The 21,589-nt window shown below is 44.9% G+C and carries 16 protein-coding genes and 1 riboswitch; of the genes, 9 read left to right on the top strand and 7 right to left on the bottom strand.

From position 1 onward, the window contains the following. Positions 1-117 precede the first annotated feature (117 nt). Together QMG11_RS09250 and QMG11_RS09245 are read left to right on the top strand one after the other, a co-directional pair. On the top strand, positions 118-900 hold the full coding sequence (locus tag QMG11_RS09250; RefSeq protein ID WP_281835406.1) for an electron transfer flavoprotein subunit beta/FixA family protein: 783 nt from the start codon (positions 118-120) through the stop codon (positions 898-900). 14 nt (positions 901-914) lie between these two features. Next, on the top strand, positions 915-1,928 hold the full coding sequence (locus QMG11_RS09245) for an electron transfer flavoprotein subunit alpha/FixB family protein (RefSeq protein WP_281835404.1): 1,014 nt from the start codon (positions 915-917) through the stop codon (positions 1,926-1,928). Positions 1,929-1,984: 56 nt separating this feature from the next. On the opposite strand, the gene QMG11_RS09240 is transcribed toward QMG11_RS09245, so the two are convergent. Beyond that, positions 1,985-5,116, bottom strand: coding sequence for a UvrD-helicase domain-containing protein (locus QMG11_RS09240; RefSeq protein WP_281835402.1), 3,132 nt, complete (start codon positions 5,114-5,116; stop codon positions 1,985-1,987). Continuing rightward, a complete protein-coding gene (locus QMG11_RS09235; RefSeq protein ID WP_281835400.1) occupies positions 5,109-7,772 on the bottom strand; it encodes a PD-(D/E)XK nuclease family protein in 2,664 nt (887 codons plus the stop codon). Before QMG11_RS09235 ends, QMG11_RS09240 begins: the two co-directional genes overlap by 8 nt. A 193-nt stretch (positions 7,773-7,965) precedes the next feature. Here QMG11_RS09235 and QMG11_RS09230 point away from each other — a divergent pair, with 193 nt between their 5' ends. Then, complete coding sequence (locus tag QMG11_RS09230; RefSeq protein WP_281835398.1) at positions 7,966-8,781, top strand: alpha/beta fold hydrolase; 816 nt, start codon at positions 7,966-7,968, stop codon at positions 8,779-8,781. 134 nt (positions 8,782-8,915) lie between these two features. Then, positions 8,916-9,013, top strand: a riboswitch (purine riboswitch). A 67-nt stretch (positions 9,014-9,080) separates the two neighbouring features. Continuing rightward, positions 9,081-10,058 carry a BMP family lipoprotein gene (locus QMG11_RS09225; protein WP_281835397.1) on the top strand — a complete coding sequence of 326 codons (978 nt, stop codon included), beginning with the start codon at positions 9,081-9,083 and terminating at the stop codon, positions 10,056-10,058. 140 nt (positions 10,059-10,198) lie between these two features. On the opposite strand, the gene QMG11_RS09220 is transcribed toward QMG11_RS09225, so the two are convergent. Then, a complete protein-coding gene (locus QMG11_RS09220) occupies positions 10,199-10,972 on the bottom strand; it encodes a DUF4344 domain-containing metallopeptidase (RefSeq protein WP_281835396.1) in 774 nt (257 codons plus the stop codon). A gap of 154 nt (positions 10,973-11,126) precedes the next feature. Between QMG11_RS09220 and QMG11_RS09215 the strand changes: the two genes are divergently transcribed. Then, positions 11,127-11,630: a hypothetical protein gene (locus QMG11_RS09215; protein WP_281835394.1), complete on the top strand. Its 504-nt coding sequence runs from the start codon at positions 11,127-11,129 to the stop codon at positions 11,628-11,630. 35 nt (positions 11,631-11,665) lie between these two features. Here QMG11_RS09215 and QMG11_RS09210 read toward each other — a convergent pair whose 3' ends face one another. The 3 genes from QMG11_RS09210 to QMG11_RS09200 are packed head-to-tail and all read right to left on the bottom strand — an operon-like array spanning position 11,666 to position 15,535. Next, positions 11,666-11,917: a hypothetical protein gene (locus QMG11_RS09210; RefSeq protein WP_281835392.1), complete on the bottom strand. Its 252-nt coding sequence runs from the start codon at positions 11,915-11,917 to the stop codon at positions 11,666-11,668. A gap of 38 nt (positions 11,918-11,955) precedes the next feature. Continuing rightward, the gene (gene ppk1, locus QMG11_RS09205; RefSeq protein ID WP_281835391.1) at positions 11,956-14,016 is read right to left on the bottom strand and encodes a polyphosphate kinase 1; all 2,061 of its coding nucleotides are present in this window, start codon (positions 14,014-14,016) and stop codon (positions 11,956-11,958) included. Further along, entirely contained in the window at positions 14,000-15,535 is a 1,536-nt protein-coding gene (locus tag QMG11_RS09200; protein WP_281835389.1) for an HD domain-containing protein, read from the bottom strand. Before QMG11_RS09200 ends, ppk1 begins: the two co-directional genes overlap by 17 nt. Before the next feature lie 216 nt (positions 15,536-15,751). Between QMG11_RS09200 and QMG11_RS09195 the strand changes: the two genes are divergently transcribed. Then, on the top strand, positions 15,752-17,254 hold the full coding sequence (locus tag QMG11_RS09195; RefSeq protein ID WP_281835388.1) for a Ppx/GppA phosphatase family protein: 1,503 nt from the start codon (positions 15,752-15,754) through the stop codon (positions 17,252-17,254). Positions 17,255-17,399: 145 nt separating this feature from the next. Here the strand turns inward: QMG11_RS09195 and QMG11_RS09190 are convergent, their stop codons facing one another. Next, positions 17,400-18,788, bottom strand: coding sequence for a CHAD domain-containing protein (locus QMG11_RS09190; protein ID WP_281835387.1), 1,389 nt, complete (start codon positions 18,786-18,788; stop codon positions 17,400-17,402). 111 nt (positions 18,789-18,899) lie between these two features. On the opposite strand from QMG11_RS09190, the gene QMG11_RS09185 reads away from it, so the two are divergent. The 3 genes from QMG11_RS09185 (at position 18,900) to QMG11_RS09175 (ending at position 21,342) form a co-directional block, all read left to right on the top strand. After that, a complete protein-coding gene (locus QMG11_RS09185) occupies positions 18,900-19,232 on the top strand; it encodes a hypothetical protein (RefSeq protein WP_281835385.1) in 333 nt (110 codons plus the stop codon). A 201-nt stretch (positions 19,233-19,433) separates the two neighbouring features. Continuing rightward, on the top strand, positions 19,434-20,186 hold the full coding sequence (locus QMG11_RS09180) for a GGDEF domain-containing protein (RefSeq protein WP_281835384.1): 753 nt from the start codon (positions 19,434-19,436) through the stop codon (positions 20,184-20,186). Positions 20,187-20,700: 514 nt separating this feature from the next. Next, positions 20,701-21,342, top strand: a complete 642-nt coding sequence (locus QMG11_RS09175) for a thermonuclease family protein (protein ID WP_281835382.1) — start codon at positions 20,701-20,703, stop codon at positions 21,340-21,342. Positions 21,343-21,589: the final 247 nt, after the last annotated feature.

Below are 21,589 nucleotides of genomic sequence, written 5' to 3'. Positions count from 1 at the left end.
TACTAGTTGAAATTTAATGGTAGGGGTGCTGCTGGCGTAACCCAATCTATGGAAACGGATAGGGGCACTGGGAATACTTAATACAATGAATAGAAATGAAATATTTGGAGGAAAAATATGAAAATAGTAGTTTGTGTAAAACAGGTACCTGATACTACAGAGATCAGACTGGATCCTGTAACTGGAACACTTATAAGAGACGGTGTACCTAGTATAATCAACCCAGATGATAAGGCTGGACTAGAGGAAGCATTAAAGCTAAAGGATAAATTCGGAGCTCACGTTACTGCAATTACAATGGGACCTCCTCAGGCACAGGAAGCTCTTAGAGAAACTCTTGCTATGGGAGCAGACAGAGCAATCCTTCTTACAGACAGAAAGTTCGCAGGAGCAGATACACTGGCTACATCCAATGCCCTTGCTGCAGCAATAAAGGAACTTGACTACGATCTTATCATTGCAGGAAGACAGGCAATCGATGGAGATACAGCTCAGGTAGGACCTCAGATTGCAGAGCACCTGGATCTTGCACAGATCTCCTATGTAAAGGATCTTCAGTGCGACGAGAACAAGACAGTTACTATAAAGAGAGCTGTAGAGGACGGGTACTACCTTCTAGAAGCTAAGATGCCTTGTCTTATCACAGTGCTTACTGAGGCAAACAAGCCTAGATATATGTCGGTAAGAGGAATCGTAGAGGCATACGACAAGGAAGTAGAGGTATGGGATACTACAAACATCACTGTAGATCTTGAGAAGTTAGGACTTAAGGGATCTCCTACAAAGGTAAGAAAGTCATTTACCAAGGGAGCTAAGCAGGCTGGTAAGATACATGAAGTGGAGCCTAAGGAAGCAGCGAAGATTATTGTAGAAAAACTAAAGGAAAAGTTTGTAATATAAAAGGAGACTAAAAGATGAATTTAAATGATTATAAAGGAATCCTAGTCTTTGCTGAGCAAAGAGACGGAGAAATACAAAATGTAGCTTTAGAGTTAATCGGAAAGGGAAGAGAGCTTGCAGCTTCTCTAAATGAAGAGGTAACTGCAGTAGTGCTAGGACACAATATAGAAGGACTTGCTAGTGAGCTTATCGCTTACGGTGCTGACAATGTAGTGGTAGCAGATGATGAGAAGCTGGCTATCTACGACACAGAGGCATACACTCAGGTACTTTCTAAGATAATCGATGAAAAGAAGCCTGAGATAGTTCTTGTGGGAGCTACTACCCTTGGAAGAGACCTGGCACCTAGAGTATCTGCTAGAGTGGTAACTGGACTTACTGCTGACTGTACTATGCTTGAGATCGGAGAGGACAGAGAGCTTCTTATGACAAGACCTGCTTTCGGTGGAAACCTTATGGCTACAATCATCTGTCCAGATCACAGACCTCAGATGTCATCTGTAAGACCTGGAGTAATGCAGAAGGTGGAGAGAGACGAAGCAAGAAGTGGTAAGGTAGAATCTCACCAGGTAAGTTTAGATACATCTAAGTTAAAGGTAAAGGTTCTTAAGATAGTTAAGGAAGAGGAGGAGAAGATCGACATCACTGAAGCCAATGTACTTGTTTCTGGAGGTAGAGGAATAGGTAATGCAGATAACTTCACTCACCTAGAGGGACTTGCTGAGGAGCTTCACGGGATAGTGTCGGCTTCAAGAGCAGCAGTAGATGCAGGATGGATCGGACACGACAGACAGGTAGGACAGACTGGTAAAACAGTAAGACCAGATGTATACTTTGCAATGGGTATTTCTGGAGCTATCCAGCACGTTGCAGGAATGGAGGAGTCTGACTTTATCATTGCAGTAAACAAGGATAAGGACGCTCCTATATTTAGCAATGCTGACCTTGGTATCGTAGGAGATGCTTCAAAGGTAGTACCTCTCATCACAGAGGAGATCAAAAAGGTAAAAGCGCAAAACAACCTATAGAAAAAAGGAGGCTTAGGCCTCCTTTTTCTATATAACTTCCATTGTCACATGGATTATTAAATATTTAGAAATTCCTTATGAACAACTTTGTAGGGAACTCCTTCCTCTTTTTCAGAGAGCTTTTCCATGACAACCCTTTCATATCTTTCTAACTGCTCGGGATCTCTAGTTCTACCACTCTTATAGTCGTAGATGATGATCTCACCGCTGCTATGGTCTACATTGAGTCTATCTATTATGTGGGTTCTGACTCTCTCGATGCCGGAACTATCCATTTCGAGGGTCTTTAATTCCAGTTCCTTGTACACTGTAAATCTTGGATCAAAGATCTCTGTATTTTTCTTAAGGAACTTCTCACTTCTATCCATGATCTCCCTTAACCTTTGATCTCCAAGCATATTACCATACTTGAAGTATGTAAGTTTTTTGGCTCTCTCTATGGAGGCCTCTCTGAGGTCTTCCAGGGTCTCCAGGAAGTAGTGGATAGCAAGTCCCTCCTTTCTTCTGAGTTCCACTGCCACATCGTAGGTGAAGACTGCTTCCTCCTCTACAACTTCGCCCTCCTCTTCATCTGGTTCAAAGGCTCTTTCACATGCTCTCCTGTAGAGCTCGGTCTCCATATGGTATTCAGATCTTTTTTCCTCCTCCCCCTGAAACTCCACCAATTTACCGGCTTCCACCAGTCCCTTCTCAAGGAGCTCCTCCCTTGTGATATTAAAGTACTTCTCTATGGGAGATATGAGGAGGTCATTTCTGAGGACGTTGACCCTCTCCTTCTTTATGGTTGTGGAGGTGGGATTTATGCAGAGGATGAGGTTGGCTACAGGTCTTGTCATTCCCACATAGAGGGTATTGATCTCCTCATCCAGATAGGTCTTCTCTATATACTTGTAGATATCCGTCTCCTTGATATTCTTTTCATAGATGGAGTTTGTAAAGAGGTAGTCCTCCACCCTCTCATACCTTTCATCCAGCTTTGCCATAAGGGATAACTGGTGCTGGGTGGCTCCCCCGTTAAATCCGGTCATCTTATATCTGCTGGCCTTGTCCTCTATATACATATACTCTGTATGAAACTCCAGCCCCTTGGATTTATGGATACTCATAAGGACAACAGAGTTCTCCTCGCTTATTCCCACCTGCTTCAGATCCTCGGAAAGTTCATTTTCCTCTATATAGTTAAGGAGCTCAGAAAGGTTATCCATCCCCTCCATTATCTCCAAGAAGAACCTGATATTCTTAATATCCCTTGGAGCTGAGTACCTGGATATGAGGGCAAACTCCTCTACTATCCTCTTCCCCAGTTTTTCATAATCAGTGATCATAAGGTTCTGGGTTCTTTCAAGGAGTTCCCTTATCTCTTCGGGAGCCTGAAGCTCCTCTAAGGTAAGGGCCCTGTCCAGATATTTCTCGGTTTGGGTCCTGTTGTGGATGAGCCACCTCATGTGGGTGTCCCCTATCCCTATAGAGTGGCCCCTGTAGAATTCCAGGAGGGAGAAGAAATCCCTTCTGAGAATATATTTTAGAATCCTCAGGATCTCCACTACACATGGATGGTTGGCTATGGACATGCTATTCTCTGTCACAAAGGGAATACCGTGGGCTTTCAGAGCCTCCCCAATCCTGTCCAGGGTCTTGGTCTTCCTGGAGATAACTCCTATCCCCTGGTAGTTTCCGCCAAACCTCTCCAGGATATCCAGAGCTATTCCCTCCTCTAGGGAGTGCTCCTCGTGGTTTGCTGCAGTAAGGGCTGCCACCAGTCCCTTCTTGGCCACCTCACGGTTACACCTTACCTGGGTGTACTTCCAATCCTCGTTGTTGGAGTTTACAGAGGCAAAGAAGTGGTTTACAAAATCGATGATCTTGTACTCACTTCTGTAGCTTGTGGGAAGGTTGTCCTCTTGGGCTTCCAGGATAGTTCCCATACTCATAAAGAGGTTCTTCTCCCCTCCCCTCCAGGAGTAGATACTCTGCTTCTCATCCCCCACCACAACTACATTTTTACATGCTTTGGCGATGGGTTCTATAATCCTCCACTGACTTACACTTGTATCCTGGGCTTCATCCAGGAAGAGGGTGGAGATCCTTCCTCCCACTATCTCATAGAAGTTTTCCGTCACAACCCCGTCCCTGACAAGGTCCAGCTCGGTGCTGTACATATATTCACTTGTATAGTTGGTGATGTCAGCAAAGGTCATTCCCTTCTCCTTGAACTTTATCTCATCATAGATATCCCTTATGATGCTCTCTATCTCTATGATATCCCTCTCATAGGGAAGGATCTCCTCAAAGTAGACCAGACTGTCCAGAAGGGTCCAGATCCTATCCTGACTCTCCTCTAGCCTCTCCTTGAGGTAGGCAACTCCCTTTGCCCTTGTCTGGGTACCGTTGTAGTATTTTCCGCTACGCATATCCCCCAGGTTCTCCACTACAAAATCTATTACAGAGGCAGAGGGATGAAGGTCCGATCCAAATCTTTCATAGATCTTCTTGGAGGCAGGACCAAGGCACTTGGTTAGCTCCTTCTTTCCCACTTCTACCAACTCACCCAGGGCAAGAAATACCTCTCCTATCTCCCTGTAGATTTCATCCTTGAGAGTATCGGAATCGCCCTTTAAATCTTTAGGCTCTATGAGGGAGAACTTCCACCTTTCCTCGGAAACCTTCTTTATGAGGTTCAGGTACTTGTCTACATTTCTGTCTGCAGTACGCTCAAGAAACTCCCTCACCCTCTCAAAGTTTGCTCCGGCTACAAGCTTCCCGAATACCTCCCTATAGACCCTCTCCTCCTCCTTGGAGTTGATGTGTCCATAGGAGTAGATATTCAGATAGGGCCCCACAGCCTTCTTGAATATATTACCGGTAAAGGAATCGATGGTATAGATCTTCAGTTTATCCTTGTTCAGGAGGAGCTTTCTGTAGATACTTCCGGCCTCCTCTACGTGAAGGGGCATCTCCGGGTAGAGCTCCTGTATATTCCTTACTAGCTCCCCCTCCCGTCCCTCCTGGGCTATTGTTTTCAGAAAATCAAAGATCCTTCCCTTTAATTCAGCTGTGGCAGACCTGGTAAAGGTCATAAAGAGGATCTCGGTGTAATCCTCCCCTGCGAGAAGCCTTGCTATATATTCCAGGGCCAGCCTGTAGGTCTTTCCTGTTCCTGCACTGGCCTTAACTATCTTTCTAGACATTTTTCTCCACCTCTCTACACACAACCCAGTACTCACACCTCTTGCATCTGCTTGTGTAGTTTCTCTCATATATCTCACTGTCCAGGAGGTTTTCTACCCCCTCTACCAGGTCCTCCCTGGTCATGACAACCTTCTCAGCCTTCTCCAGGATATTCTTATCTATACTGTAGATGTATCTGTGGGCTCCGTCGGCCACTCCAGTGTATAGAATTCCATAGTAATCCAGCTGCCTGTCTATCTTTCCACCGGTTTTAAAATCTATTATATGTCTGTCCCTATCGGTGTCTATGATGAGGTCCCCCTTGGCACTCTGATAGATGCCTCCGGAGATCTCCTTGTATCCATACTGCTCCACATGGATATCCATTACCCTTCTTCCAGCCAGCTCCTTGGAGATCTCCCTGAAGAACCTCTTCACTCCCTCAGCCAGGTTCTTATAGATGATCTCCCTGTAGTAGTTGCTGTTAAGGTGGGGAAGCTTCAGTTTTCTTCCAGGCTGATCTATAAGCCTCTCCACGATCTCATAGATCTTGGCAACGTTTATTTCCTGTCCCTGAAGGGGCTCAAACTTGCCAGGTTCCTTGATATACTTCATAAGTACCTCTTCAAAGATATCGTGGGCCAGGTTACCGTACTCCCTTCTGGTAAGCCCTTCGTCGATCTCCAGGTCCTCCCTCTCAAGCCTCACAATATATCTCAGATACATTTTATACCTGCAGTTGAAGAGCTCATCACACATATAGGCACTCATATTTTTCTTTCTAAGGAGCTCCTCTCTTTCCAAGGAAAGTTCAGTGTCGGAGCTGCCTCCCTCTATACTCTTGGGATTCCCCTTATGGATAACTCCCCTTATGAGCTCCAGATAGTTCTCCGTATCTATTCCCACCACTGTATCAGGGGTTCCCTCCTCTATTATCTCCTCTATAAATGGGGAGAGGGAGATGTTGCTTCCCTGGTTCTCCACGGTAACTATGTGGTTTTCCCTGGTGGTCATAACTCCCCTCAGAAGGTTGTACTTCTCCAGAAGTCTGTCATCATCCAGGTTTTTAATCCCCAGCTCCTTTTTCTGGGCCTCGGTGAGGAGGAAGGAGCTGCCCTTGTTTTCAGGAACATAGATATCGGAGATATTCATGTAGATCCTTGTGGTGTCGTGGGTTGTGGGAAGCTCAGCGAGCTCCTCCTTCTTTAGCTTGTGGCTGCTTCCCGCCACCTCCTTGAACCTGTGGTACTTCATGATAAGCCTCAGAAGTCCCTCAGAGATGTTATCCTTAAAGAAGCCACGCCACACCTTTTTTTTCTGGTCATCGGTATCTATAAGGTCCAGTTCCTCTATTATCTCCACCTCGCTCAGGGCCTCAAAGTACTTATTTATCTCGCTGCCCCCCTGGGTGCTGAACTCCTCCATGACCTTCCTGTCAAAGGTAAGCCACCTGCACCACTCCTTGAGGGTAGTCATCTGATAGAGCTCCCTCAGATCATCTATAATCTTAATAAGGTTTATAAAGTCTTCTCTGATATAGTTCCTCTGCTTCTCATCCTCCTCCAGTCTCTGGATGAGCCTCTCCATCTCCTCCCTGGTGATAAATTTATATCCTTCCCCGGCGAGGTATTTGATGCGGGAGAGATCCCTTTCCTCCAGCTTATAGTATCTTCTGAATTCCTCTATCTCCATAACCTCCACAAGTTCCTTCGTACCAATAAGGAGCTTCTCCCTTAGAAGGTTATCCACATCCTCTCCCTGGAGATCGATGTATCCATCGGTCTGTAGCCCTGCCACCATGGTGTGTATACACTCTATGAGTTTAAAGAGAGGGATCTCTGAGAGGTAGACCACCTCATTGAAGAAGTTGTTGTACTTGAAGTTGTCGTTGTTGGCATCGAAGATCCTGTAGCTCTCCCCTGCCTCCTCCCTCTCATGGGTCAGCTGGATTATCTTGAGAAGGGCTGTAAACTCATCCTGGGCTCTGTACACATTGACACAGCCTCTCCTCTCATAGGTAACACTCTTTAGTCTGAGGGCTTCCTCACAGAAGTCCCCTTCCTTCAGCTGGAGCTTCAGTACAAATTTGTATCCGGCCTCCTCCAGTTTCTGGATTATCCATTTATCCCTGGGAGTAAAGAAGAGCTTGTTGTAGATTATTATCTCCCTATCTTTGTATCTGTGGTAGACATCCTCTGTGAAGTTTTCCTCCAGTCCGATAAAGACAGAATCTGTATAGTTCTTCTCCTGGAGAAGAGCTGTATAGTTTTCTCTGATGCTGCAGAAGAGTTCATAGACCCCTCTCTGCCACTCCTTGAGGTCTGTAAGTTCCTCTATCCTGTACTCGTTGAGGAGCCTGAAGAAGTTAAAGAAGTTGGCGGCGATATCGATAACATCGTAGTATCCCTCTACCTTGAGCCTTCTTCTATGCTCAGGAGAGAGGGCTTTGTAGAAGGCGATTACCTGTTTCTCCTCCTTGAGGGTAATCCTGTCTGAAAGAAAGAGACCTCCCTTGAACTCGTTGAAGGTCATAAAGAGGGGCTGCTCATCAAAGATATCCCCCTTGTACCTCCTCCTGGCTGTTTTTTTATCTGTATTTTTGTCGAAGAGGTGTATCCTCCCTGATTCTATATTATCTATTATCTCCTCATCATAGGAGCAGTATCTTATATCCACAAATTTCCTCCCTTACCTATATCTGTCTGCCATATATTCTACTTTATTCAGGGTGGGAGAACAAGGGTAAAAAGATGGGATTTTAAGGGCAAGGCAGGAGAGGTATTTTCTCCCAGGGAGTCAAAGGAGAATTTCTATTATTTATTTACATTTAAAAAAACACTTGTTATAATAACCTTTGGAGGTGGTTAGTATGTATATAAAGCTGAAAAACGGATGTGAGGTTAACTGTGATATACAGGGAACGGGAGAGCCCCTGATCCTTGTGCACTCCTACCTTTGGGACAACAGGATGTGGGAGCCTCAGATCGAAAAGTTAAGGGAAAGATTTAAGTGTATCTCCATAGAGCTTCATGGTCACGGGAGATCTAAATCCCTTGTTGATCCAGGAAAGGTTTACTCTCTGGAGGAGATGACCAGGGACGTCATAGAGGTGGCAGATTACCTTGAGCTAGACACCTTCTTCTACTGTGGTCTTTCAGTGGGAGGTATGATTGGGGGACATCTTATTACATCCTATCCAGAAAGGGTAAGGGGATGTGTTCTAATGGATACCCATGTGGGGGAGGAACCTGCAACAAGTAAGGATCAGTACTTTGAGATGCTGAATATTATCGAGAAGCTTAACTTTATTCCAATGCAGATGAGCGATACCATTGCTCCCATGTTCTTTTCCAAGAAAACCAACAGTGAAAAGGGAGAGCTCTACACGGAGTTTAAAAAGAGTCTTTTAAATACTCCTCCAGAGAATATTCCGACTATTGTTGCCCTTGGAAGGGGGATATTTGGAAGAAGCGATATCCTTGGGAAGTTAAGGGAGGTAAGGGTTCCCACACTGTTTATCTCTGGTTTAGAGGATATTCCGAGACCTATAGCCGAAAGCGAGGAGATGGCTGCTCTTATAGAGGGAGCTCAGGTAGTTGGGATAGAGGAGTGCGGGCATATATCCACCCTTGAAAAACCAGCGGAAACAACTGAAGCTATACTTAATTTTTTTGATACCCTTTAAGGATAAGGGTTCTAGTCTTTGATACCACTCTTCAGGGGGGAGGATTCTCCCTCTACCTATCTCATTCAGAGAGATGATTTTACAAAACAGGACACGCGTCCTATTAATTGAGGATAAAAGAGGTTACTATCTCTCTGTAAACGACATAGATAACTCATATATATTTGCAATAGGGGCAAGTGTTTCTACAGCTGACCGTAAATCAGCTACTATGGGTAATGACAAAAAATGCTATTTTTTTGATTATTCCCACAGATGCCCCTAGAGTATCTGTGTTTTTATTTTTTAGGAGGAATAGGATGAAGAAGGTATTAGGTTTGATTATGGTACTCCTTGTGTTGAGTGCCTGTGGCAGAGGAAGGGAAGAGGTTGACACCTCTAAACTTAGAGTAGGTATTGTTTTAGGAACGGGAGGTCTTGGGGATAAGTCCTTCAATGATTCGGCCTATGCAGGGCTTCTAAGAGCCAGGGATGAGCTGGGAGCGGAGTTTAAGTATGTGGAACCAGCCAATGTATCTGAGTTTGATCAGTTTTTAGATGACTATGCCAGCGCCGGGTATGACCTGGTTGTGGGAGTGGGATTCGATATGGAGGATTCCCTGAGAAAGACCGCTCAGAACTATCCAGGTGTAAATTTTGTCATAGTGGATGCAGTTGTAGAGGAGGAGAATGTTACCTCTATAGTCTTTGATGAGGTAGAGGGATCCTTCATCGTAGGAGCCCTTGCAGGAATGATGACGGAGACAGATAAGCTTGGATTTATAGGGGGGCTGGATATCTCCTTTATAAACAGGTTCAGAGACGGGTTTGAAGCCGGGGCAAAGCATGTCAACCCAGAGGCAGAGGTTATGAGCCTCTATGTGGGAGGAGTAAATCCCTTCAACGACCCAGCAAAAGCTAAGGAGCAGGCTATCTCCCTTAATAAATCTGGAGCGGATATAATCTATGCTGCTGCCGGCGGTTCTGGAAGGGGAGTTATGGATGCTGTAGCAGAGGGTGAGAAACTATATGCTATAGGAGTGGATTCCAACCAGGATGGAGATGTAGAGGGGAAGGTAATTACCTCTATGCTCAAGAGGGTGGACAACGCCATCTATAAAACTATAGAGGACTCTATCAATGGAGAGTTTAAGGGTGGAGTTACAGTCTTTGGTCTAGAGGAGGGTGGAGTTTCCATCACAGACCTTAAATTTACCAGAGAACTCATTGGTGAGGAGAGGCTTCAGAGGTTGGAAGGAATTCAGGAAGGAATTATAGAGGGGGAGATTCAGCCCTAAGGTTCAGAAAGACAAGTTTCCCTTTGGAATTACTTGGTAGTATATATTTATAAAAAGGCTATCAGTAAACCTGAGAGCCTTTTTATAAAGTTTTTTAAATCTTTCAATATCTAACGATAAATTTTAATGAAGAGTTAGATCTACTCAGTCTCTTGAAACTCCTCCAGGGTATCCCTGAGAACTCCCGCCTTTAGGTGGGGCCTTAAAAGGGTCAGCCAGTTAAGGGTCTGTCTCTCAAAGGTCTCTTCGCACATGAGACGCCTGTCCTCATCCATCTCCAGGTCTTTGGCGATATCCTCATATTTTTCAGGATCACTTCCATAAACCAAACACAGACTTCTAAATCCTCTCTGGTCATCTAAACTGTGTTCATCCATGAGATCCTCATCTGTAAACTCCTCTATCTCCTCCCCCTCCATAAAAAAGAGTTCCGCTGCTGAGATAGCTCTGTCATCTCCGTCCTTTCTGGTAAGGATGAGCATGATTATTCCAAAGTCGTCCACAGCATCCTCCTCCTTCCCTAAAACGGGGATATTCAGGAGATCTACCAGGGCATGGCCCGTTTCGTGGTAGAGGGTGTGCTCCAGGGCATCTCCAGCATAGAGCTCCCAGTCCTCCTCATATTCTCCTGCAAATCTCTCCCTCACCTCTATGGGGAAATTATAGGGGAGCTTTACCTCCCTAGTCTGGGGATCGTAGTGGACAAACTCCCCCTCCCCTACAATGACATGGAGCCTCTCCTCCATATGAATCTCCCTATTGATAAGATCCACAGCTTCATCCAGGACTCTGCTTTCCAGAAGCCACTCCCTGACCCCCTTCTCCTCTCTGGTTTTTCCAGGAAGGTATTTTAGCTGAACCTGGCCCAGCACTGCAATGGTATTCACTATAAATAATAACAATATCTTTTTCACTTTCATCACCTCACTAGGATTATACCCCAACTGTGATCTTTATAGGAGACTCTTTTTTATCACACCTTCCTATTGGGACCTATACTCAGTCAAAAGGATTTAGGGAAGAAGGTCAGAATAGATCAATATAGAGCTGCAGAAGGAGAGGATTGTTATGGGAGTATTGATAGCACTTTTAATATTGCTGGTATTTAACTTTCTTGTAATGCCCAGGGTATCAAACTACCTTTCCAGGTCTGTTTCCATCCTGGTTATCGATGATTTTTTACTGGAAAAGATAAAGTTTTCAGAGGAGAGGGAGGGGCCTACTACCCCAGAGGAGAAGCGCTATATCTTTAAGGATCTTACAGGTAACTTTCCAAAAAAATCCTCTGTGAGGAGAAAGATGAGCCTGGAGGGGATCCTCCATGAGAAGACATCATCTGAGAAGAGGCTGCCATTTTCCAAGAAGGAGCTTCTATACAAGTATCCCTTTATTTTAAAGAGCGGAGAGAAGGTATTTCTGGGAGAGGTAGAGACCCATATATCAGGATCCCTTACCAGCTATATCATCTCCATTACAAGGGAGGTAGATGAACTCATGGGAGCAACCTCTGCAGAGTATAGAAGATACCTAAAGGGACTCATTGCCTCCAGAAAAAGGAGGAGCAGGAATTAGCTCCCATCTTCAAATAATCTCAAATAAATGGGGGCTCATCCCAGAGCCCCTATTATAAATCTGTATAGTTCAACGCTTGTCACAGCCAGTATTCCGCCTACTATGGTTGCCATAAGGTCGGCAAGTTCAACCTGACCATGTCCTCTGCTGTCCCACCACTCCTTCCAAGCTCCGGCCACTACAGCCATAGCAACAGCTATGAGACTGTTCCCAGTGAGGAGAAGGGCTGTAAGGGCTATCAGGGCCCCTGCAAGAAGGTGTACCACCTTATCTCCTGGTATTCTCATAGAACCTCCCCTAAAATAAAGATTATTTCTCCTACCTTCTATGACTTTTTACCTCCGCCATTATTGGAGTCTTCCGTGAAAAATGACTCCTGGGCATTGAAGGTTTCCTTGCTGCTTTCCACTCTTTCATAGGTACCGTCCCTCCCTTGTCTTCTTAGCTTGATGTTGTCCCTGAGGAGTCCCTCCAGTATCCGATGTATCTTCCTCTTGGATTCCTTATCTTCTATGGGAAAGAGAAGTTCTATCCTTCTGTCGAGATTTCTCTTCATCCAGTCTGCACTGGAGAGGTAGATATCCTCCTCGCCGTCGTTATGGAAGGAGTAGATTCTGGAGTGTTCCAGATATCTTCCCACTAGGCTGGATACCCTTATATTTTCACTAAGCCCCTCTATACCAGCTCTGAGACAGCATGCTCCCCTCACTATTAGCTCTATCTTTACTCCCGCTTTTGAGGCAGCGTAGAGTTTTTCAATTATACCCCTGTCTACCAGGGAGTTCATCTTTGCGAGGATCCTTCCCTCTCTTCCAGCAGCAGCATTTTCCTCCTCCCTCTTGATAAGCCTGTAAAACTCCTCCCTCATAAACTCTGGAGCAGCGATGATCTTTTGCCAGGAGGTATTTGTAGAAAAACCTGTTAACCTGTTGAAGAGGTTGGATATATCCATGGCCATCTGGGTGTCGCAGGTAAAGTAGGAGAAGTCTGAATAGAGCTTTGCAGTGAGACTGTTGTAGTTTCCAGTTCCCAGATGAAGGTACCTTCTTATTCCGTCCTCCTCTCTTCTTATAATGAGGAGACACTTTGCATGGACCTTCAGTCCCTTGAGGCCGTAGATGACATGGCATCCGGCTCTTTCCAGCTTCTTGGCCCACCTGATATTTCTTTCCTCGTCGAACCTGGCCTTTAGTTCCACCACCACAGTGACCTGCTTCCCATTCTGAGCTGCTCTCATGAGGGCCTTTACAACTGCTGAGTCCCCGCTTACCCTATAGAGGGTCTGCTTGATAGCCAGGACCTTCTTGTCCTCAGCAGCAGTTTCTATGAGCTCAGACACGTGATCAAAGGTATCGTAGGGGTGGTGGAGGAGGTATCTCTTCTTTTTGAGGTTGCTAAAGACCTCTTTTCCCTGGAGTTTTTTGGTGAAGGAGGGATAGTTCCTCTGGTACTTTATCTCTTCAAATCCCTCCATGTCAAAGAGTTCCCAGAGAAAGGTGAGATCTATGGGTCCCTCTACCTCATAGAAATCATCTAGGGGGAGGCCTGTCTTCTCCCTGAGGAAATCCTTGGAGTTCTGGGCAAGGTGGATACTGTACTCTGCCCTTACAGGGATTCCCCACCTCCTCCTTCTTAACTCCTTTTCTATCTCAATGAGAAGATCCTCAGCTTCCTCCTCATCGATTATCATATCTCCAGACCTGGTTATCCTGAATACTCCCATCTCCTCTATCTCATAGCCTGTGAAGAGCCCCTCCCCCATGGCTGAGATTATCTCCTCTAGGAGGATAAACTCTCTTTTACCTTTTACAGGGAGCTCTATTAGTCTCTTGATAACCCTCGGGACCTGGATTACAGAGTAGAGGGGGCCGATTTTGTCATCGGATTTTATCTTAACTATCAGGTTGAGGGTCCCTGTGTTGATGTGGGGAAAGGGTCTTCCTGCATCGATTCCCATGGGGGTAAGGATGGGAAAGATTACCTCGGAGTAGTAGGCCTGGACATACTTTTTTTGCTCCTTGGTCAGTTCCTTAAAGAATTTGATCTTGAGATATTTTTCTGCCTCCAGTTTTTCCATGATTCTCTCATAGCTGCTATATAGATCTTTTACAAGGGTCTGGGAGCTTCTTCTTATCTCTATCAGCTGCTCCCTGGGAGTGAGTCCGGCAATATCTTTCTTGGTCATTCCCTCCTCATACTGGGTTTTCAGTCCGGCTACCCTCACCATAAAAAATTCATCGAGATTTGATGCTGTTATTGCGATGAACTTCAGCCTTTCTAAAAGAGGGGTGTTTTCATCCTCGCTCTCCTCCAGTACCCTTCTATTGAATTCAAGCCAGCTAAGCTCCCTGTTTATGAAATCTGTGGGGCTATATGCTTTCTCCATAGTACCTCCTGTTTATATGAAGCTTTGGCGTAAGGCCAAAAACCTCCTTGAAAAATACTGCCTGTTTATTGAAGAAGAGCTCCTCTATCAGGAAATCATTTCTGGTATAGATCTCGATATTTACAAACTCTCCCTCCAGGGAGATCTCAACTTTTTCAGCCTTCTGTCGCTTGCTTCTGTCTAGGGCTGCTGCTACCTTTAGTATTCTCAGAGCCTTTAATATGTATATCCTTTCCTTGGAGGAAAATCTGTCCAGGTATCTGGAGTAGTCTATACCGTCTCCGCTATGGGCGTAGCAGAGGAAGGAGATGAACTCCAGCTCATCCTCTCCAAGGCCAAAGAGAAATGAGTTTTTGGTGATATACTCGGAATGCTTGTTGTGCTCCCTGAAGTTTATATACTTACCAGTATCGTGGAGGTAGGTTGCAATCTCCAGATACCTGTATATCCTCCTGGGGATCTTGTGTACTCCTCTCAGGGTATCAAAGAGTTTTTTTGAAAGGTTAAGGGTAAACTCCGAGTGTCCCAGGTGGAAGTAGTACTTCTCCCCTAGGGCCCTTGCTGCCTGTACACTGAGCTCCCACATCTCCTCCTCCATCTCCTGCTTTCTTACGGGATAGAAGTACTCATAGGCGATGAGCTCCTTGTTGTCATAGGTGAGTACCGTCATATCCTCTATGGAAAACTCATCTATGATCACCTCTACCATGGCAAGCTCGATAAAGCCCTTGAGGGCCAGAAGCTCGGAGATACCATACTTAGATGCAAAGTTTTTGAAGGAGAGCTTCTCCATCTCCTCTACTATATCTCTCAGCTGTTCCCTTGTAAGGGATCTTACGGGAGGAGTTTCCCCGTACTTTCTTAAAAGTATCTCCCCTGCTTCCCCAATGAGGGAAAGCCTTACAACCTTTTTTCTTCCCAGTTCCCTCCTTATCTCGATAAGGTAGTTATAGATATAGTCCCTCATAAAGGTGAGGGTTTCTGTAGGGGAGAGTTCCTCCTCGGAGATAAACTCAGCTACCTTGTAACCTCCAGTGGAGATCATCTGGTTTTTAATCAACTTCCCGTTGTGTAGAAATACGAGGTCTGTGGTTGAGCTTCCTATATTGAGGAGGAGGGAGGTCTTCCTTTGGCTGATAAGTTCCTCCCTGTACTTGAGAAACTTCTTAAAGAGGAGTTTCTTCTTTTCCAGGAGCCTTGGCATCTCTACCACTATTCCAGTATGAATCCTTATCTGGTCTAGGAGAAAGAGGGCATTGGTAAGCTGGTTGAAGGAGCTGGTGGTGACTATCTGGATCCTGTATGTTCCATAACCCTCCGACAAGCTCTTCATCCCCTTGAGGATCTCACACAGCTTCTTGCTCTTTTCAAAGGAGACCTTTCCGGTTTTCTGGTACCCCTTAAAGATATTTATCTCCTCCCTCACCCTCTCCACTACCTCGTAGTTTGCTGTACCCTGCTGGCACACTATCATCTCTACAAAGCTGGGGGATATTTCAATAACAGAAATATACTTCATATGCCTCTCCCTTCAAAGATCGATCTATTTGTCTGTCCTCTATCTACTGCTTGATGGCCCTCTGTTAGCATATTTAAAGGTGTGAACTATCCTTAAATATGCCCTGGAGGGTGCAATATCTTTTTAGAAATAAAGGAAATATATCCTTTTTTATTAAGTATTATTTAGATAACAGGGTGAATACCTTAACTACCTGAAGGTAAAAGGAGCAGAACTATGAAGAGAATTGGAATAATAGATATAGGGTCAAACTCTATCAGACTTGTGATATACGAGATCAGCCCCAATAGATCCTTCAAGGCCATAGAGGATATTAAGGAGAGTCCCAGGCTGGGGGACGGGGTCAATGAAAGGGGGGAGATGAAGTTAAAGAGGATGGATCTGGCCTTCCATACTCTCATGCTCTTTAAAAGAGTATGTGAGAGATACGGTGTAGATGAGATAATTCCCTTTGCCACAGCTGCTGTGAGAAATTCAAGGAACTCCCATGTTCTTCTGGACCTTGTGAGAGAGCAGCTGGGTATGGATATAAAGGTGTTTTCCGGGGAGGATGAGGCTTTCTTCTCCTTCAAGGGGGCCATAAACAACCTGGAAGTGGATGAGGGAATCCTCATGGATATGGGGGGAGCCAGCACTGAACTGGTGTGGTATAAGGAGAGAAAAGTTCACAAGTGGATCAGCCTCAACTTTGGATCGGTTACCCTTTCCCAGATCGCCCAGGTAAGGGATTCTCTGAGCAGCAAGGAGGAGGAACAGCTGAAAAAGTATATAATGGAGGAGTACTCCAGGGTACCCTGGCTAAAGGAGGCAGAGGGGATCCCCCTCATAGGTGTAGGGGGAACTATCCGTAACCTGGCCAAGGTACACTCCCTCATGATAAACTATCCCCTCCTTCTTCTTCACGACTACAGGATGAACCTGGATGAGGTGGAGAGTGTATATAGAAAGATCAAGGGGATGGATTATGAAGAGAAGCTTCTTCTTCCCGGTCTTGCCAGGTCCAGAGCAGATATCTTCACAGGGGCTGTATGTGCCATAAGGGAGCTCATCTCCTATTCATCTCTTAGCGGGGCTGTTATAAGCGGTTTTGGTATAAGGGAGGGAGTTCTCTATGAGAAGCTCTATGAGTATGGAAGAACCTTTGAGAACGTCTTTGAGACCTCTCTCTTTGATACTGTGGAGCGTTACTCCCTCTCAAGGGAAGATGGCGAAAGGGTCTATGGGGTATTCACTAAGATATTGGAGGCTTTGGATCCTCTTCACAAGATGGAAAGGATTCCCGAGGAGATCTTAAGGACGATATGCTACATGGGCAGGGTTGGAGTCAGTGTGAGCTTTCACGACTATCCCCTTCACTCCTTCTATATGATATTAAATGCGGAACTCAGGGGAATCAGTCATAAAGATCTGGTAAAGGCAGCCCTCATCGTATCCCAGCAGGAGAAACTCAATACCCTCCATAAAAACTACACTAAGCTTTTGGGGAAGAGTGATCTCAAGGAGATTACCTACCTCTCCATAATCTTGAGGATCTCCAAGATTTTCAACAGGACCTTCCTTATGAAGAGGGAGGATTTCCACGTGGAGATAGATGGTGAAAGGGTTAGGTTCTGCATAGATACTGGGGAGCTTATGGATGTGCAGGTGAGCAGGATGCTCATGTCCGGTAAAAGGTTTAAGGAGGTCTTCGGACGGCAGCTGGAGGTAGTAAAAAAATAACAGAGGCGGGTTAATCCCGCCTCTGTTTTCCTTATTAAGGAAAGCATAAAATTTATAAAGAATTATATTAAATAATTAATGTTTCGATTGATTATTTGGATGCAACGTCACGTTGCTTTTTATATGGAAAATCTTAGATCTTATCCTATTCTACTTCGATATACTTTATCTTCAACCCCAGGACCTCAGCCAGATAGGAGGATTTCCTCCTAAACCTATCTTGAAGAAGAGGGCTTATTTGACCTCCCCTGAATGTGAGGGTACCTTCCGAGGAGGTAAGGGTAAAGTTACCCACATACTCATAGCTTTCCATCTCCATGCCGTCAGCACACCTGAGGATTCCAGAGAGGGGTTTTAGCCTCTCCACCTCTCTTTTATTAAGGAGGTTTGTGGTGAAATCGGGCTTCTTCCTGTGGTTTCTGGCAAGGATGGCTACAGCTTCCCTCTCTGAAATATTAAGGGGAAGGCATGAGGAGTTTACTATGAGGGTATAGCTGTCCCTGTGGTGTTCCTCTCCTCCTAGATAGTGACCTATATCGTGGAGGAGGGCGGCACAGTAGAGGTGATGAAGATCCTCCTCAGTTAATTTCACCCGCTCCTTCAAAACTGAGTAGAGAGTTCTGCACTTGTTAGCCACCCTCTGAATATGAGATGGATCTGGAGAGAGGTGGAGAGCCAGGGCCTCTGCAGCCTCCTCCTTCTCTTTGGGGGAGGAGACCAGGGAAAGAAGCTCCTGGGAGTGAGGTTTTTTACCTGTAACAAGGGCTGCAGAGGTGTTGAGGATATTCTCAAGGAGGTTGTAGAGATTCCCCCTGACTTCATTAAACTCCTTCATACTTAGGTTCCTTTTCTCTTGAAGAGTCTTCCTTAGGGCAGGGAGGTCCTCCCTGCCTGAGATCTCCTGAAGCCATACAACCATGTCGTGGATCTCCCCCAGGGAATCCTGAAACTTCTTGAGGTGGTCTATGGGATCCTTGAAGGACCCTTCCACAACCTCTACAGCTTCTAAGAGGTATCTGATCTTTTTAAGATCTATCCTCACCCTGTGGTAGTTTTCAAAGGGCTCCTGGGAGAGATTTTCAACTACCCTTCTAGATCTTTTAACCAGGTTTTTATAGATTTTATACGGGGATATTTTTCTTCTTCCCACTCCCTGAGATACCCTATTTAAAAATTCAGCGGAGGAGAGGGTAAGATTGAGACCAGATATTCTCAGCCGTTCAATCTCCAACTTCAGAAGCTTCTCCTGAAGGATAGACTTTTTCTCTCTCAAGGGGAGCTCAGCTTTTCTTAGAAACTCCAGCTGTACCTCTATATCCCTTAGGGGTCCCAGAGTTTGTGCCACATCCTTTATCTCATCTAGGAGAGTAGGATCACACTGAAAGAGTCCGAGGGTTGCTCTTAGCCGCCTGATGGCTACCCGGCACCTGTGAACCACCTCTGGATCCCTTGAGATACCGACCTCCATCAAGTTTTTCTCCAGTTCTCTCCCTTGTTTTTCCAAATATTTAAAAAATCCTTTAAAGGAATACATAGTTTCACCTCCATACTCATATCTTCTCTGAAAAAAACTTTTTACCTTCTTAGCTTACAGGGAATTCCTATAACTCCTAGTATAATTATTTAGGTGAAGGGAGGAGATACTATGCCTAAGATGTGTAGAGCATATAAGGATATAAGAAGGGGAGACCCCAAGAAGTATTTTGATATGGTAGGAGATGGAAGGTATATATGTAAGAAGTGTGGAAGAACTGCTTCAGACAAAAAGTTTCTCTGTTGCCCCATGGAGATCCCTGAGGGAGAGGTTGACCCTACAGATTTAAGCTACTGTGGTCTGGGAAATTGCGCAGAGGAGGGGACAAAAAAATCCAAGAAGGGGAAGAAGTTCAAGAAGATGAAGGAAGAGGATCTGAGAAGGATTATCCGTGAGGAGGTCTACCAAACGATAATGGAGGTATTGAAGGAGATCAGGGAGTAGATCTAGAGGGGAGGATCTCTTGAAAGGTATTGATTTAGTTTTAGAGGAAGGAGCACTCTGAGGGGTGCTTTTTGTTTTTTCAGGAATAGTTTTGTGGAATAAAGCCAGGTAGAGGTGGAAAAATAATAGTTGATAAAGTATACTATTGGTGGTGACCTTAATATTAATAGGGATACTTAGTCTTTTAGGGGGGAGAGGCAGATGGAGAAGTGGAGGTCTTTAGCTATAAATATTATTTTGATGACGGTCTTTATACTTATTATGGGGACGATAAACCTCAGGGTAAATGGAGTAGAGGTTAAGGCAACATTCTTTATTCTCCCTGTATTTTTAGGAGTATTCTTTGGAGGGGGAGTAACCTTTCTCTCTCTCAGGAGAACAAGGGATTTTCAGGAGAGGATAAGGGAAAAGACGAGGGAACTGGAATACTACGCAACTATGGATGATATGACCAATACCTATAACAGAAGGATGGGGCTGGAGCTGCTGAAAAATCACTACGCTCTCTCAAGGAGAGGAGGGAGAAGCCTGTCGGTGTGTTTTATAGATATCGACGGTTTAAAGGCTGTAAATGATAACTTTGGTCATGTGAGCGGAGATAGGCTCATAGAGGATATATCTGAGATTCTTAAGTCAAGTGTAAGGGAGTCGGATATAGTGGCCAGGATGGGGGGAGATGAGTTTTTAGTAGTTCTCCCTGAGTGCGAAATAGAGGGAGCAGCTAAGGTTATGAAGAGGGTAGAGGGAAGGATAGCCCTTTACAATAATACCTCTTCAAGGGGATATAGGGCATCGGTGAGCTATGGGATCGCAGAATCCTCAGATAAAAATAAGGAGTCGGTGGAGAAGCTACTCATGGAGGCTGATAACAGGATGTACTCTATGAAGAGAAGGATGAAGAAAAACCTTCTCAGGGGAAGAATCTCCTCGGAGAAACTCATGGGAAGCTTATAGAAGGAAGAAACCTTGAATTTACCAGATACTCAAATCCCAGACACTTTTATAAGTGTCTTTTTATTATTAAGAAATGTATAGAATTTATAAAAACTACGTGGAGTGAGTGGTGTTCCAAGTCATTGTTAAGATACAGCGTAACGTTGCTTTATCTATAGTTAACTTATTTAACTATAGTCATACAAGACCTAAGGTGGTATAATTTCCCTTTAGAAAGGAATGTTAGAGGTTCCTAGTGGAGAGAGAGCCGGGAGTGAGATGGTGTTAGAAAAATTTTTATTGTGTACAATTGGATCTGTAGCAGATCTTATAAGGATGGGGATAGAGGTCTTGGAGGGGCCACCGCTTCAGAGGTTGCCCTTAGAGTTTTTATGAGAGGGGTGCCGTAACCTATCCCATTCAGATAATAAAGAGAGCGGGATCAGGGATAGGAAGGTAGCTTAAGATAAAGATACTTCTGAAATTTAGAGAAGAGACTGAAGAAGACAGCATGCAGAGAAAGTTGGGAGATGAGATGAAAAAGATAACAGGTGCAGTAATATTTATATTGGTTTTTAGCTTATCTGTGGCTCAAAGTTTAGTGGGAACGGTGAGTCGTGTAAGCGATGGAGACACCCTTCACCTGGAGACCCCTGAAGGGAAGTATAAGGTGAGGTTTTACGGAATAGATGCTCCTGAGATATCCCAGGATTATGGACTGGAATCCAAGGTATTTGTAGCAGAGAGAGTCCTGGGAGAGAGGGTCAAGGTAGATGTAGTGTCCACAGACAGGTATGGGAGAAAGGTGGGGAAGATATACTACGGATATGGCTACAGGAACTATCTAAACAGGAAGGTTGTAGAAGCTGGGTATGCCTGGTGGTATCGGTACTATGCCAGGGAGGACAGGGATCTTCAGGAGGCTGAAGCCCATGCCAGAAAGTATAAAGCGGGATTGTGGAGGAGTACCGATCCAGTGGCTCCCTGGGAGTATAGAAGAAGCAAGAAAAAGGGTAGTCAAAAGGGAAGGGCAGCTAGCCTGGACAGGGTTGTATATGTAACTAAGAGCGGGGAGAAGTATCATAGAGCCGGATGTGAATATCTGAAATCTGTAGCTGGAAGCTACACCATAAAGGAAGCTGAGGCTAGGGGATATACTGCCTGCAGAAAGCTCTAAAATAGAGTGTAGCCTAGAGGAGACTATGAGTTCAGCAGGTAGGTTACAGATTGTGTGGAACTATTCCAGGAACTCCTATTAAGGGGTTCTTTTTTATTGCCAGGTTGTATAGGTTCTCCTAGAAGAAGGGATTATAGACAGGAGGATAGCTGGTAGAAAAGTTATTCCTACAGGAAAGAATTCTGTTTTTAGAATCCTCTCGGTGTGATATAATTAAAAAATTGTTAATTTATAGAGTTTATAGGCT

The organism is Propionigenium maris DSM 9537 (genome assembly GCF_027925155.1).
In the GTDB taxonomy this organism is placed as follows: domain Bacteria; phylum Fusobacteriota; class Fusobacteriia; order Fusobacteriales; family Fusobacteriaceae; genus Propionigenium; species Propionigenium maris.
This window is presented reverse-complemented; position numbering and strand designations above follow the sequence as displayed.

Excerpts from the sequence above, each read along its gene's own strand:
- QMG11_RS09250 (WP_281835406.1), top strand. The coding sequence starts at position 118 with ATGAAAATAGTAGTTTGTGTAAAACAGGTACCTGATACTACAGAGATC.
- QMG11_RS09245 (WP_281835404.1), top strand. The coding sequence starts at position 915 with ATGAATTTAAATGATTATAAAGGAATCCTAGTCTTTGCTGAGCAAAGA.
- QMG11_RS09240 (WP_281835402.1), bottom strand. The coding sequence starts at position 5,116 with ATGTCTAGAAAGATAGTTAAGGCCAGTGCAGGAACAGGAAAGACCTAC.
- QMG11_RS09230 (WP_281835398.1), top strand. The coding sequence starts at position 7,966 with ATGTATATAAAGCTGAAAAACGGATGTGAGGTTAACTGTGATATACAG.
- QMG11_RS09225 (WP_281835397.1), top strand. The coding sequence starts at position 9,081 with ATGAAGAAGGTATTAGGTTTGATTATGGTACTCCTTGTGTTGAGTGCC.
- QMG11_RS09215 (WP_281835394.1), top strand. The coding sequence starts at position 11,127 with ATGGGAGTATTGATAGCACTTTTAATATTGCTGGTATTTAACTTTCTT.
- QMG11_RS09210 (WP_281835392.1), bottom strand. The coding sequence starts at position 11,917 with ATGAGAATACCAGGAGATAAGGTGGTACACCTTCTTGCAGGGGCCCTG.
- ppk1 (WP_281835391.1), bottom strand. The coding sequence starts at position 14,016 with ATGGAGAAAGCATATAGCCCCACAGATTTCATAAACAGGGAGCTTAGC.
- QMG11_RS09200 (WP_281835389.1), bottom strand. The coding sequence starts at position 15,535 with ATGAAGTATATTTCTGTTATTGAAATATCCCCCAGCTTTGTAGAGATG.
- QMG11_RS09195 (WP_281835388.1), top strand. The coding sequence starts at position 15,752 with ATGAAGAGAATTGGAATAATAGATATAGGGTCAAACTCTATCAGACTT.
- QMG11_RS09190 (WP_281835387.1), bottom strand. The coding sequence starts at position 18,788 with ATGTATTCCTTTAAAGGATTTTTTAAATATTTGGAAAAACAAGGGAGA.
- QMG11_RS09185 (WP_281835385.1), top strand. The coding sequence starts at position 18,900 with ATGCCTAAGATGTGTAGAGCATATAAGGATATAAGAAGGGGAGACCCC.
- QMG11_RS09180 (WP_281835384.1), top strand. The coding sequence starts at position 19,434 with ATGGAGAAGTGGAGGTCTTTAGCTATAAATATTATTTTGATGACGGTC.
- QMG11_RS09175 (WP_281835382.1), top strand. The coding sequence starts at position 20,701 with ATGAAAAAGATAACAGGTGCAGTAATATTTATATTGGTTTTTAGCTTA.